Raw genomic sequence first — 14,431 nt, 5'->3', positions numbered from 1 at the left:
TCCTCCTACTTCTTCACCGCATATTTGCGAAGTCCGTATTGAGAAATGACCTGCTGTTGAATTTGGCTAGTGCCTTCAATGATTTCCAGCACCTTGGCTTCCCGGAATAACCGTTCGGCAGGGTAACCGCTGTGGCAGCCGTTGCCGCCGTGAATTTGCACCGTATCGTTCGTGACCTCAACAGCCACTTTCGATGTAAAATATTTGGCGATCGCCGTCTCGTCAACCGCTTCCGCCGCCCCGTTTTTGCGCACTACACCTGCAGCGATACAAAGCGCACGCGCGGCATGAACCTTGGTGACCGCGTCCCCAATCAGCCCTTTGACCAACTGGTACTGGTACAGCTTCTCTCCGAATTGGGACCGCGACATCGAGTAGGCCACCATTGCTTCCAGCGCCTCGCCCGCAATTGCCGCTCCTGCCCAAGCAATGCTATATCTGCCGTGATCAAGGGCGGTGGATACGATATAAGTAAAACCTCCGCCTACGATGCCGAGCACATTCTCCACCGGAATTCTCACTTCTGTGAGCTGAATCTCCGCAATGTGAGCCCCCCTGTTGCCGAGCATGCCTGACATAGGGATTGTATGCACTCCTTCACGTCCGCGCTCTACGATGAATGAGGTGATTTGCCCCCCTGAATCAGCTGCGATCACGACAAAAAAATCAGCGATTGCAGCGAATGAAATCCACTTTTTGCTGCCATTCAGAATATAATGGCTTCCTTCTTTACGGTAGGTGGTCTGTACGCTTTTAGCATCCGAGCCCACATTCGGTTCTGATAAAGCGAACGCGCCCAGCTTCTCCGCCCGCGCCATCTGCGGCAGCCAATATCTTTTCTGTGCCACTGTGCCGAAACGCAGCATCGTCTCTCCGAGCAATGAGGTTTGAACAGTAATCAGAGCTCTCGTGTTGCAGCATGCTTTGCCGATCTGCTCTGTAAACAGTCCGTATGCCACTGGATCTAGCCCCAGACCGCCGTATTCCATCGGCCAGCTGGCCGACAGATAGCCCAATTGCCCCATTTTGTTAATTAAGCTGCGGGGCAGCTCCCCTGTGACATCGATCTCTCCTGCGAGCGGCCGGATTTCCCGGCCGGCAAAAATTTTAGCTTCCTCTACGACTTGAGCGGCAGACGCGGATGTCTGTGCAATCATCGCTTAGGCCTCCTGCTTATGCTTTTCGATTAGTTTTACGATATTGTTAAGCGTGCTGAAATTAGCGATATCCAAATCTTCATTGCTGACCGTGAAACCGAATTCTTGCTCGATGTAGCTGAGAAGTTTCATCGCGAACAAAGAGTTGACGAAACCCTTTTGAAAAATATGATCATCGTCAGTGAATACCGCCTCGTCCTCAAATACAACCAGATTGCTTTCAATAAAACTGCGGATTTTTTGTTTGATTTCCATTATGTTACCCCTTTCCCCCGGCCACCGTTACCAACACATCAATATAAGGCGGGAACGGCTGAATTTGTTTTAAATCGTTCTCAAACAGAATGTTTCCTTCTCCGTCATTGGAGATTTCCGTAAAATTAGCGAAACGGTACGTGACGTACATCATCTTGTTGCGGTCCGTCTGTTTAAAGTCGGCCCTAAGTACTTTCCCTTCATTCTTCGCTTGCTGCATGATGTATGTGAGCATAACGGTACCAACTCCGCGAGACATCACCCTGCAGGACATAAGCAGCATTTTGAGATGCCAGCAGCTTTCCTTCAATTCGATCAGAGCGAGCCCGATCTTGCCGTAAGAGCCGTATTTGTCCGTCAATTCACACACGAGCAGGATATGATTATCCGACTGCCTGATCCTGTCCAGCTCCTCATAGCTGTATGTATAACCCGTCGCATTCAGCTGATTCGTACGGATGGTCAGTTCCTCCGCCCGTTTCAAGTCCTCCTCTCTAGCCTCGCTTATGACAAAGCGCATACCGAGCGAGCTTAGAAACGCCTCTTGGGGACCCGCAAACGATTCCTCCTCCTTCTTGCGCTGAATGTCTTCCAGATACATGGCGCGCCTACGTCTTGAATCTTCCGTAATGAACCGAGGATTAAGACGCGGGTGACCGAGTAGTGTCTCGTATGGGGTCACATCCAGACACTCGACCTCCGGATGGACGCTTAGGACCTCATCCCGTTCGAAGGGCTGATCATCGATGAACAGAATCGTGTCCATCCCGATGTTCAAGTTCAGACGTATTTTATCGATCGACGTTGATTTGGCATTCCAGTTGATTTCGGGGTACAGAAAATAGGTATCGATACCGAACTCCTTCAGCTTGTCCAGCGCATGCTCCGTATCATTGCGGCTTGCGATGGATTGCAGAATGCCGCGAGAATCCAGTTCCGCGAGAAGCTCGCGCATGCGCGGCTTTAACTTAACCTCATCGGACTCCAGCAAAATACCGTCCCACATCGTATTGTCCAGATCCCAGATCACGCATTTGACTTCCTTTAGCTTGTCCGCTGCTCTGTTCATCGTTATCCCTCCCTACTTGCTGTAATCGAAAAATCCTTTTCCTGATTTTTTGCCCAGGTAACCGGCATCCACCATCTTGACGAGCAGCGGGCAGGGCCGAAACTTCGGATCCTTGTAGCTGTCCTGCAGCACCAGCAGCGAATTGAGAATGGTGTCCAGGCCGATCAGATCACATGTAGCAAGCGGCCCCATTTTGTGGCCGAAGCCCAAGCGGAAAATCTTATCGACATCCTTCGGTTCTGCGACTCCATCCTGCACGGTCCAGACGCATTCGTTAATCGTCAACATGAGGACTCGATTCGTTACGAAACCGGGAAAATCATTAACCACTACCGGGACTTTATCGAATGATTTTAAGAACTCTTCCCCGCAGGCAACAGTCTCGTCCGATGTATGCTCGCCCCGGATGACTTCGACCAGTTCCTTCATCGGGACGGGGTTCATGAAATGCATGCCGATGACATTCTCCGGTCTTGGCATTAACGAGCCAACCTTCGTAATGGAAATGCAGCTTGTGTTAACGGCATAGGTGGTTTGTAAGCCGCACACCTCGGACAGTTCCGTAAACACCGCTTTCTTAAGTTCCCATTCTTCTGTCACGTTCTCAATAACAAACTGGACGCGTGCGAAGTCATCATAAGCTGTGGTGAAGGTAATCCGGGACAGAACGTCCTCCACGGTAAGCTGTTTCGCCTGAGGCTTGACCAGCCTTAACAGCCGGAAATCTGTCTTGATTTTCTCCATAGCTTGATGCAAGACATCTTCGCTAATATCTTTGAGCACCACTTCGTATCCATAGCAAGCCAGATCCAAAGCAACGTCACTGCCCATTACACCCGCACCCACTACTCCGACGGTTCGTATCATTAATTCACAACTCCTTTTTGATGGACATTTATTCAACAGAGCTGCTTAGCACATCGTTGACGAGCGATACTACCTGCTCGGTATGTTCGTTTATGAAGAAATGTCCTCCTTCGAATTCATAAAGTTGGCAGCCTCGACTGCCATATGTTGACCACTCCAGCAGGTTGAAACCTTCTGTCGCCTTATCCTCTTTTCCGCTCAGCACGGATATATCACAGGGAATAAGCTCCTCTCTGCTCTTAAAGCAATGCGTTTCCACCAGCTCCAGATCTCTCCGCAAGCCTGGTAAAAACAACCGCAGCAATTCTTCCCGCTCAAACACTTCGTCCTCGGTTCCGCCAAGCAGCTTAATTTCTTGCTGGAGTCTTGCATCAGATAGAAGATGCAGTGTAAGATTCCTGCGGGTGTGAGGGGGAAAGGTCCCCGATACAAATAAATGGATAGGATTGCGCCCCCTCTTCTTCCTGACGATATGCGCCAGCTCGTAAGCGATGAGGGCTCCCATGCTGTGGCCGAAGAAAGCAAATTCAGCTTCGTCCAGATGAGGGTCCAAGTATCCGTATACATCCTCCACCAATTCGTCCATACTGCTGTAACGGGGTTCGAGTAATCTTTTTCCCCTTCCGGCCAGTTCAACGGGATGCAGTTCAATATGGCCGTGCAGATGGCGTTTCCATCTTGTATAGATCGTAGCGGAGCCTCCGGCGTAGGGCAGGCAGAACAGCTTGCATTTCATTTAGATCACCTCCTCTGCAGGAGCTGGCAAAATCGGTCCGGATCGGCGTTTCACTGATGGAAACAACCAGACCGTAAGAAAGAACAGGAAGGCGATTCCCACGAATAGGTAGAGCGCATAGACGAGCCAGATGATGGACATAGGCGCCCATACCGCTACTACTCCAAGCGGCAGGCCTACAAATGCCACCTTGAGCAGCAGGCCGATTCCCCACACACACGCTCCGGTCAGCACAAGCGCAGTTCCGAGGCCGATAAGCCTTCTTCCTTTTGGCGGAACGTAAATGCGCCGCTGACGACGTAATTGACCGGGGATACCGATGGCTTTACCTGCAAGAATAATCATGAAGACGCTGATGACACTAAGCGAAATCATCGCAATGCGATCAAGCTGCGGATAGAAGTCCGCTTCAGCGGGCAGAGGCTCTTGCTCCTGCAGCAAGCTCATAAGGCCCTGGCCGATATGAAACGTATAGGCGGAGTTGATGTTGGCGAGTACTCCTACGCCGAGCCGTTCTTGCGGACTCATGATGAAATAGGACGAAAAATTGGGATTAGAGCCTTGGTGCCAGAGCTCTTTGCCGTCCGTCGTTACAAACCACCCCGAGGCATAATAGTTTCCGTTGACGTCCGACCCTACGCTCGTATCGGGCATATGGGAACGCTCGATGATGTTCCGGTTCGCCTCGGAGATGCTCTTGGTCCCAAGCTGAAGCAGCAGCCACTGCCCAATATCCTCCGCACTGGAGACTAAGTTGCCGGCGGGCGTATTCCCCCTGTATTCGGGTGCTTCGTATACATGGGGCGAGCCGAACCCGACCTTATATCCCCTGGCGAGCCGCTGCGGGTCCTTCAGCTGTGCCGCAGGCACCGTGTTGTTCATGCCAAGCCTTTGCAGTAACCCCGACATGTAGGCTTCGTACGACATACCGGATACTTCCTGAATGACCAATCCCAGAACATCATAATTAATCGTCGCATACTGATATTTATCTCCGGGTGGGGTATCCAGCGCCGTGCCCGATAATGCCCGTACAGTCTGTTCCAGTGCCTGCTCTTCAGAACTGATCGGGATGGAAGCGAGCGAGGCGAACGGCACTCCACTCGTATGGTGCAGCAGCTGGGCCAGCGTCACCTCGGCCGGCTGTCCTTGGTAGGTTAGCGAGAGCCACGGAATATAGCGAGTGACCGGATCGTCAATGCTAAGCTTGTCTTCATATTCCAGCTCTAACAAGGCCAGACCTGTGAATGCTTTGGAAGTCGATCCCAATTCAAATAATGTAGTACTTGTTGCCGGAATCCCCGATGCTCTATCGGCTAGTCCGAATCCCTTCGTATAAACCACCTGATCACCGCTAACAATCACAACGGCGGCTCCCGGACTTTGTGCCTTCACCAGTTGGGCCTGTACAAACTGGTCGAAGGCATCCTCATCTATGTTCGGCTGTCTATGCGTAGAAGGGGCTCCGCCTTCGGCAGCTGCAGCTGATGAACTGACTAGCAGGAGCATCAGTACGTAGAAAGCAAGTTTCTTTACCACGATTGTTCGCCCCTTTATTAATTGAAGAGTATGTCCAGTTCTTCTTGTGCAAGCTTGACCGTCTCAAAATCAGAGGGCGTAAAATCAGTCTGTCCCCTGTCTGAGCCCAACTGAATGACTTCAGCCAGCCGCTGCATAAAAACTTGAATGAAGGCGTTCATTGTATCCCGACTGAACATAGCCGTGCTGTATGTCATGCGGATCTGAAGCCTCTTGTCCGTAATCATGGCTACCACATTGACCAGACAAGACAACCTGTTGCTTGGGCATGTCTCTCTTCCGGTATCGTCTCCGGAAATGGCGAGCACAGGGCTATGCAATAGATTATCGATTTCGCCCATATAGTTGAAACGGAGCAAGTTGCCGCCCATCTTCGGAATGTCGCCGGAACCATAGGCCAAAATACCATAGTCGATTCCTTTGTTTGGAATGGATCGAAGCCGTCCTTTTATGCTCTTGATGATTTCCGCTGTTCTAGTTTCAGTCATCTCGAAATTAACGGGATACAGCGAGGTGAACCACCCGACAGTTCTGGATACATCCACATTCTCAAACAACTCTTCGCGTCCATGCCCCTCCAATTCAATCGAGAATTTATTCTTACCGGTAATATCGCTCACAGCCATAGCCAGCGATGCGATCAGCAAATCGCTCGTTTGAGTTCGGAATGCGGTGTTCGCCTCCCCTAGCAGCCTGCTCGTCTCCTGCTCGGAAAGATCCTGGACCAGCGTGTCGCACACGGCAATCCGGTCGTCATCCGAAGGATAATCAGTTTCAAGGCTGTTTTCTGTTTTCTCTAAGACCGAATGCCAGTAGTCGAGATGTTCCAGCGCCTTCTCACAGCCGTAAGCATCTATAGCATCCGACCAAGTTTGAATAGAATCCGTTTTATTCGGTAGAGACCAAACCGACCCGGTCAAAGCTGCTTTCAGCAGCTGGTCCAAGTCTTCCAGCATAATTCGCCAGGATACTCCATCTACAATCAAATGATGCGCTGTCAGCAAGAGGCGTTGTCCCTGATTTCCTTTATCAAATACAAGAGCCTTGAATAGAAGGCCTTGTCCAAGCCGTACACTTGCTTTGAAAGATTCAGCTTGTTTCTTCAGGACTGCAGCCCGCTTTTCCTCCGGTATGCTGGTCAGATCGAAGTGGGCTAGCTCCACGTCCTCGCGTCCAACGGTCCTGTACACCAGGCGGCCTGGAGTTTCATCAACTTGCAGCCTCAAAGTGTCATGGTGGCCGATTAATGCATATAACGCATCCTGAAGCTGATCTCTCGTTATTTCCGGTGTTAAGCGGAGCAATACAGACTGAGCATAGTAATGGGGATTGTTCCATTGTCTTGAGAAAAACCATGATGTAATCGGCAGTGGTTTAACTTCCCCGCAACTTGGCCCCTGCTCGATCGGAGCAGCGGTGTTTAGTTCAATGAATTCGGCCAGTTCTCTGATAACGGGGTAGCTCATGATTTGCTGCACCTTTAACTGATAACCTGCCGCCTTAATTTTAGATACAATTTGTATTGCCTTGATGGAGTCACCGCCGAGCCGGTAAAAATTATCCTGAACCTTTATTTCATCCGTGCGGAGCACATCCTTGAATATATTCATTAACAGTGCTTCGACTCCACTTGTCGTTCCAGCCTCGCTTGTTTCTTGGTACTGTTCCGGAGCCGGCAGAAGACGCCGGTCCACTTTACCGTTGGGAGTAAGCGGCAGTTGGTCGAGACGGACAAAGTAAGCCGGTATCATGTACGAGGGCAGCACCTCTGCCAGCTTCATCCTCAGCTCCAGAGCCGTAAGATGTCCTTCCGCAACGTAATAAGCGGCAAGCTGTTGCTGTCCGTCTTCGCCAGTGCGGTCAATGACCACGACTTCTTCAATGCCGTTCATTTCAAGCAGCTGATGCTCGATTTCCCCCAATTCGATGCGGTACCCTTTAATTTTGACCTGATGATCGATCCGGCCTAAATATACGATGCTGCCACTATCGTGGCGTACGGCCAAGTCGCCCGTCCGATACATCCTATTGCCCGTAAGAAAAGGGTTGGGCAAAAACCGGTCTTGAGTCAGCTCCTCCCTGTGCAAGTAGCCCCGGGCCACTCCGGCTCCGGAAATATAAATTTCGCCAATCGAGCCGTTGGGGACTGGCTCCAGCTGCCGATCCAGCAAATAAATCTGCATATTGTCAATGGGCTGTCCGATCGGAACGGATACCCCTTCGTCGCTCGCCGGATCATACCGGTAAATCATGCAGCCGACTACGGTTTCGGTCGGTCCGTACTCGTTAAGGATTTCAATCCCGCCCCGGCTGTTTTCATGTATGTCACGAACCAGCGAGCATTTCAAATCTTCACCGCCCACAATGAATGTCCGAACTGTGTGCTCCCTGAAATCCATGTCTTTGATGAGCGCCAGATGCGCCGGCGTCAACTTGATAATGGTGGCCTTGTTGTCTTCCACAATACGCTTAACTATAAAGTCGCTCCCGTCATCTTCGTAGATTTCGATACGGCAGCCGCTAATTAACGGCGTAAAGATAGAGGTCACGGTCAGATCAAAAGCAATGGAAGAGTACAGTGCAAATACATCGTTTTGAGAACGGACATACGTTTTGCCGGCCCACCAGATATAGTTTAAAAGTCCTCTGTGCTCAATCATCGCACCTTTGGGATTGCCTGTTGATCCCGAGGTGTAGATGATATAGACCAGATCGTCTGGCGAAACCTTGACAGGCAAATTGCTCCCGTCCTTGTTGTATAAACGCTCATCATCAAGTGCGAGAACCTCACCATTGTAAGAAAGCTGCTCCCATTCCATGCCATGGGTCAGCAATAGGGAAGCCCGACTATCCCGCAAAATATACTCGATCCGTTCTTTGGGATATTCGGGATCGATCGGCAGATATGCCATACCACCCTTGATTACGGCCCAGATTCCCACAACGATAGACAGAGAGTGGCGGCCCATGATGGCTACAGGGGTGTGAGGGCTTATTCCTCTCTCCAGGAGTGTTCGTGCCAGCCGATTGGAGCGTTCGTTCAGTTCGCCGTAAGTAAGCGATTGTCCCATGCATGAAACGGCAATGCGCTCTGAATTTCGCTCGACTTGTTCTTCGAACAGCTGCAAGATCGTTTGATGTGAGGGATATTCGCAATCCGTAGTGTTGTATGTGTATAAAAGCTTCGCGCGCTCATCCGGCAGAAGCAGCTCCACATTATGAAGTGCGGCATCGGGGCGGCTCAGGACTTGATCGATTAAAAATAGAAAACGGTTATATAGTTCATCAATTTGCCTCTCCGTGTAGTCGCCTTCTTTGTAATCGAAGTACAACTCCAATTCTTTATCCGATGACCATTCGGTTACGATTAGCTGCAAGGAATACAGCTGATTGCCGTTATTCACTTCTATTTGCTGCATTTTCCACCCGGGGCCGAAGCTCCGATCGAATGCTGTATTGTAATAGTTCACGCATACTTGAAATAACTGGTCCAATCCCCGCTGTTGAAGCTGAAGATCCTGTATGAGCAGGTTGTATGGATATTTCTGATGGAAGTAACATTGAATGAGTTCTTGGTTGACGTTATGTATGAATGATGAGAAGGACATCTCGTGCTCGATGTCAATGAGAAAAGGCATCGTGCTGGTAAACATTCCGAATGTATTTTTTTCTTTGGCCCCCGTACGATTTAATACAGGAGTGCCGATCAGGAGCCTGTTTTGTTGATTGGCTTTGTGGAGATAAAGGAGCATCGTTGCTACAAAAAAGGTATTCAACGAAATATGATGGGTTTGTGCAAAATCGTGGATGGCGCCGGAAGTTGACCGGCTTATCAAGAATTTTTTGCGGTTGCCTGCGGTGCCAATTGATGTATTATGCAATTCAAGGTCATGGATGTGATCAAATTTCTGATTCCAATAACTTTGATTTTTCATAAAGCGAGGGGATGACAAATACTTTTGCTCTTGTCCGATGTAATCCAGGTAGGTAGGGCGAGGTTCCTGACGAACTTCCTCCCCTTCCATCAATTGCGTATAAATTTGATTGATGTGCGTTGTCATCAATTGAAAGGACCAGCCGTCCGAAATAATATGGTGGAATTTTGTGAGATACGCGCTTTCTGTGTCGCTGACTTTAACAAGTACAAAATCATACAATCGTTCTCCGTCCAGTGCGAGCGGTCTGGCAAATTCGGCATTCACCCAGGCATCCACGTCGGATTCTAAGACCGTAAAATCTATTAGCGGGAACGTTCTCCTGCGGTATTCTGTCACTATCTGATGCACCGAGCCAGCCTGTTCGACTAACCGTATGCGAACGGCATCATTGAGCCGAATGAATTGATTAATGGCTTCCTCAAGCAAAGTAAAATCCACGGGGCCGTAAATTTTGATAAGTCCTCCGATGTTATGTATGCTCGTGCCGGGATATATATTTTCTACATACCAAATGCGCTTTTGCGGATGTGTCAACGGATAGAGTTTGCCTGCCTCCATAGAAATAGCCTCCAATCGGAATTAATTACGGATACTAGGAAACAACCTGAGGTTCCAGCGCTTTCACAACCATTTCAAGTATTCTTTTTTCGCTTTCCATAATGTGAGTCATTTCTTCCAGTCCTTGTTTCAAAAGGTGATCGTCCCCGGTTAAAGCGTATTTCATCAACAAATGACGCAAAGCATATGCCTGCTCTTCTATTGGCCGGAAACATTCAACAAAATCCGGCGAAATAAGTTCCTGATCACATAGATATTGGAGCCGCAGCCCCATCATTTTCTTGTGTTCCCACAGAATGTGGATAGGCCGGATATCACGCTTACGCACAAGCACGGGCATATTGCGAATGAGCGCAGCATAAACATCCATGCCAAATGCCGCCTCCAGTGGATCAGCCGTTCCGCGGTTACGTAAGGAGATATTGCTGCCCATCATATATTCTTCCAGAGACTCTTTGATGAACGTTGCATCTAGCCGGTAGCTTCCTGATTTATTGAACTGGTAAAGGTAGATTTGTTCATCATAGTTGTCCGTCCATTCGAGATTTTGGAACCCTTGCTCCATTTCATGGTACGGCACCACGGTCTTCTGGAACTGCATTTCTTCATCGTAGCCGAGTACAAGAAAACTCCTTCTCGCATTATCGTAACCGTAAACCAGAATATCGTGAGCATAATGAGTTTGTTGATAGACTCGTCTCCGAGGAATATAAAACTCATCTACATGAAGAGAGATTGTATAATTTGAACGGATACTATGTATCAGAAATTCGATAATTCCAGACGGTGAATCGAGCACGTATTCGCGCTCCAGCTTTTGTGTGATCAGCCATGGACAGCGAATAAAATCCTCTCCGTAAAAGGTCATAGGCACTGAGCGTGAGGCGGCTTCTGCGCTAAGATCGTGATGACAATAGAGATGGATGAAATTGCTGTAGAACCATGGCAGCGCCTCATTGCGTGTGAGTACCGTGCATAGGGGATATGCCAAATACTGATATCCAACAATAGGCGGGATACGCAATTCCAGTTCCTTGATATCCAAATCAATACTCACTTCTTTCTCGTTTGTTAATTTATTGTAAAATATTGAAGTATTATATTGTTCTGCCTGAAAATAATATAATAACTATTTTATGTAATTTATACTCCCATAGATGTATTTTATTGTCAATATCTATTGAAAATTTTCATCTATACTTTTCATCCCCTAAGATATCCATCTCGAAAAAAGTCGATTAGCTCCAAAATCCGACCTGTTTCTGAACTATGAAAATAGTCCTGCTCAATGAAAACATCCTGAAAAAGTCCATCCGCCCTTCTTCCCACCTCCCCTAACTAATAGAGCAGAATCAGGAGACTCGCCTCTAGGCAAAACAGATTATTGTGAGCTGTAAGGAGTTAGCCCTATCTGGCAAGTCACTCAGAGTAAAACAGCAAAAGGCACCTTCCTCCAAAAAGGAAAGTGCCCTGTGTATCTCCGTCATTAATACTATATATAACAGCCTTTACTTCTGACTGGCCGCAATCGCCTGCTCCAGATCAAACAAGATATCATCAATGGACTCCGTTCCGACCGACAGTCGCAGCAGCTCGGGATTAACACCCGCTGTCAACTGCTCTTCTTCCGTCAGCTGCTGATGCGTTGTGCTTGCCGGATGAATGATAAGGGACTTGGAATCCCCTACATTGGCTAGGTGGGAGAACAGCTTCACATTCTCGATCACCTTCTGCCCGGCAGCTGCACCGCCTTTAATACCGAACGTAAGAATGGCCCCCTGGCCCTTCGGCAGATATTTCTGCGCCAGCTCATACGAAGGGTGACTCGGCAGCCCTGCATAGCTCACCCATTCCACAGCTTCGTGGTTCTCAAGATACTGCGCCACTTTCAGTGCATTCTCACTATGACGCTCAACCCGAAGATGCAGTGTCTCCAGTCCTTGCAGCAGCAGCCAGGAATTGAACGGAGACAGCGACGCACCGATATCCCGCAACAGCTGCACACGCGCTTTGATGATATAAGCGATAGGTCCCACTGCCTCTGTGTACACAACGCCATGATAGCTTGGATCTGGCTGGGTCAATCCTGGGAATTTATCGTTTGCCGTCCAATCGAATTTACCGCTGTCGACAATTACGCCACCAATCGAGGTTCCGTGGCCGCCAATGAATTTGGTCGCCGAATGAACGACGATGTCCGCGCCATGTTCAATGGGACGAAGCAAGTATGGGCTTGGGAACGTATTATCAACGATAAGAGGGATACCATTCTCATGCGCAACAGCAGCAATGGCTTCCACATCCAGCACATTTCCTTGCGGATTGCCGATCGTTTCAGCAAACAGCGCCTTCGTCTTGCTATTGATCGCCTTACGGAAATTCTCCGGGTCCGTGGAATCAACAAAATGCACTTTAATACCCAGCTTCGCCAGCGTATTGGAGAACAAATTATAAGTACCGCCATACAAGCTTGAGGAAGAAACAATCTCATCACCAGCGCCTGCAATGTTCAGGATGGAGAAGGTAATAGCTGCCTGCCCGGAAGAGGTGGCCAGCGCACCAGCACCGCCTTCAAGCGCGGCTATCCGCTTCTCAAATACGTCCGTGGTCGGGTTCATGATGCGCGTGTAAATGTTACCAAACTCTTTAAGAGCAAACAAATTCGCTGCATGCTCACTGTCTTTAAACCCGTAGGACGTCGTCTGATAAAGAGGGACAGCACGGGACAAGGTGGTAGGATCAAGCTCCTGACCGGCGTGCACCGCTAGGGTTTCAATAGAAAATTGGCGTTCTTCTGACATGGAATGTTTCCTCCCTTTTCTCTCATATGGAAAGTATGATCATTTCATAATTTCTCCCATTCTCTCATACTTTCCATCGTTTGAAAAGAGCTAAAACCAACTAATTTCATCGGAATATAATTATTTATTGTTTCACCCTGCTTCTAATCCGCTTATTTCTTGTCCTCCGTGTACACTCTGCCCCAGCCATATCCGGCTTCTGGAGACGTATCTTCCGGCATGCCAGGAAGAATCAGGCCACCGTCTACACGAAGATTAATTCCGGTAATGTAGGATGCCTTGTCCGAACTTAGCCAAGCGATGGCTTCCCCGATATCCGATGGCGTACCTAACCGGCCCAACGGGATCTTGCTGCCCAGCGGCTCCTCCTCTGCCGACTGCTCCAGCTTATGAACAGTCGCTCCCGGAGCCACGCAGTTCACGCGGATGCCATGCGGCGCCCATTCCAAGGCCAGCGATTGTGCGGCACGGATAAGCGCTGCCTTCATACCGCCATAAATACTGTCCTTTGGATAGGCTCTCTCCCCGCGGGAGGAAGTGATGAATATAATATTACCCAGAATTTTCTGAGCGATCATTTCCCTGACGGCATATTTGCTCAGCAGCATCGGCGCCCGGAAATCGAGATTTACGGTCATATCCAGGGCATCTTCTTCAAGCTCAGTCAGTTCCTCATGAATGCCTATTCCTGCATTGTTGACCAAGAGATCAATCCGGCCAAATTCTTCTATGGTCTTTCGAATCGTATTCTCCGCTTCACTGCGGACGGTCAAATCGCTTTGTATAATAAGTGGCTCCTTGCCGTAAATATGACGGATATCCTCTGCCACATCTAATATTCCATCACTACTTGATTTATAGGTCAACGCCAGCCGATATCCTTTTTCAGCCAGCACTTTGGCAATCCCCCGTCCGATACCTGCACCCGCGCCTGTTACCAGCGCCACTTTCTCGCTTCCTTGATTACCTATGGTTCCCATTCATCTCGCTCCCTTCGTAATTCAGCGTAAATGCATCATTGCATGCCTTTAACTAAAGACGCAAAACGCACCTACCCTTCCTTACCCTGTTCCGATCTGGATGAATGAAACCGGAAACGAAAAATCCAATTCAGCCTGAAACTGTACAATCATATACATTAATGAAACCATAATATGGTTATAGACGTATTATATATTATCAGGGAATATTTTCTAATAAAAAATCAACCCTTGAGGAGCGTGCGCTTATGAGTTCAGTAATGTGGATCATTGTGGGTGTTCTGTTTGCCATATTTCTGATCATGATCCCCGTGCAGTACCGCTACATTGCGGCATTAAGAGAGGACCCTCGAAGACAAGGAGTCGACCAGGAAACGTTTCACAAGAACATGTCATTTCAGGAAGAACAGCTCCATTACAGTGCACAATTATGGTCCTTGCCCTCCAATATGGTAGCTTCGTGGATCTATAACTGGCGACACAGGAACAAAACTAAGAAGTAGGGCTCAAATGAGTAAAAATCGCACAAAA

The 14,431-nt window shown here is 48.8% G+C and carries 11 protein-coding genes; 1 reads left to right on the top strand and 10 read right to left on the bottom strand.

Going from position 1 to position 14,431, the window contains the following annotated elements:
• Positions 1-5 precede the first annotated feature (5 nt).
• The 10 genes from AM231_RS21015 to AM231_RS20970 all read right to left on the bottom strand — a co-directional run bounded on the left by AM231_RS21015 (position 6) and on the right by AM231_RS20970 (position 13,900).
• Positions 6-1,157, bottom strand: coding sequence for an acyl-CoA dehydrogenase family protein (locus AM231_RS21015; protein ID WP_054404370.1), 1,152 nt, complete (start codon positions 1,155-1,157; stop codon positions 6-8).
• A 3-nt stretch (positions 1,158-1,160) separates the two neighbouring features.
• Complete coding sequence (locus AM231_RS21010) at positions 1,161-1,412, bottom strand: acyl carrier protein (protein WP_053491437.1); 252 nt, start codon at positions 1,410-1,412, stop codon at positions 1,161-1,163.
• A gap of 4 nt (positions 1,413-1,416) precedes the next feature.
• Positions 1,417-2,481, bottom strand: a complete 1,065-nt coding sequence (locus AM231_RS21005; protein ID WP_054404369.1) for an HAD-IIIC family phosphatase — start codon at positions 2,479-2,481, stop codon at positions 1,417-1,419.
• A 12-nt stretch (positions 2,482-2,493) separates the two neighbouring features.
• On the bottom strand, positions 2,494-3,348 hold the full coding sequence (locus AM231_RS21000; RefSeq protein ID WP_054404368.1) for a 3-hydroxyacyl-CoA dehydrogenase family protein: 855 nt from the start codon (positions 3,346-3,348) through the stop codon (positions 2,494-2,496).
• A 28-nt stretch (positions 3,349-3,376) separates the two neighbouring features.
• Entirely contained in the window at positions 3,377-4,084 is a 708-nt protein-coding gene (locus AM231_RS20995) for a thioesterase II family protein (protein WP_054404367.1), read from the bottom strand.
• A complete protein-coding gene (locus tag AM231_RS20990; protein WP_054404366.1) occupies positions 4,085-5,623 on the bottom strand; it encodes a serine hydrolase domain-containing protein in 1,539 nt (512 codons plus the stop codon).
• Between the two features lie 17 nt (positions 5,624-5,640).
• The gene (locus AM231_RS20985) at positions 5,641-10,119 is read right to left on the bottom strand and encodes an amino acid adenylation domain-containing protein (RefSeq protein ID WP_242615256.1); all 4,479 of its coding nucleotides are present in this window, start codon (positions 10,117-10,119) and stop codon (positions 5,641-5,643) included.
• Positions 10,120-10,153: 34 nt separating this feature from the next.
• Complete coding sequence (locus tag AM231_RS20980) at positions 10,154-11,176, bottom strand: BtrH N-terminal domain-containing protein (RefSeq protein ID WP_242615255.1); 1,023 nt, start codon at positions 11,174-11,176, stop codon at positions 10,154-10,156.
• 451 nt (positions 11,177-11,627) lie between these two features.
• On the bottom strand, positions 11,628-12,920 hold the full coding sequence (locus AM231_RS20975; RefSeq protein WP_054404363.1) for a homocysteine synthase: 1,293 nt from the start codon (positions 12,918-12,920) through the stop codon (positions 11,628-11,630).
• A 152-nt stretch (positions 12,921-13,072) separates the two neighbouring features.
• Complete coding sequence (locus AM231_RS20970) at positions 13,073-13,900, bottom strand: SDR family NAD(P)-dependent oxidoreductase (RefSeq protein ID WP_054404362.1); 828 nt, start codon at positions 13,898-13,900, stop codon at positions 13,073-13,075.
• A gap of 248 nt (positions 13,901-14,148) precedes the next feature.
• Between AM231_RS20970 and AM231_RS20965 the strand changes: the two genes are divergently transcribed.
• Positions 14,149-14,403, top strand: a complete 255-nt coding sequence (locus AM231_RS20965) for a DUF3949 domain-containing protein (RefSeq protein ID WP_053491428.1) — start codon at positions 14,149-14,151, stop codon at positions 14,401-14,403.
• Positions 14,404-14,431 lie beyond the last annotated feature (28 nt).

It is taken from the genome of Paenibacillus solani (assembly GCF_001277345.1).
In the GTDB taxonomy this organism is placed as follows: Bacteria; Bacillota; Bacilli; order Paenibacillales; family Paenibacillaceae; genus Paenibacillus_AQ; species Paenibacillus_AQ solani.
The sequence above is the reverse complement of the archived record's forward strand: the minus strand, read 5'-3'. Positions and strand labels throughout refer to the sequence as shown.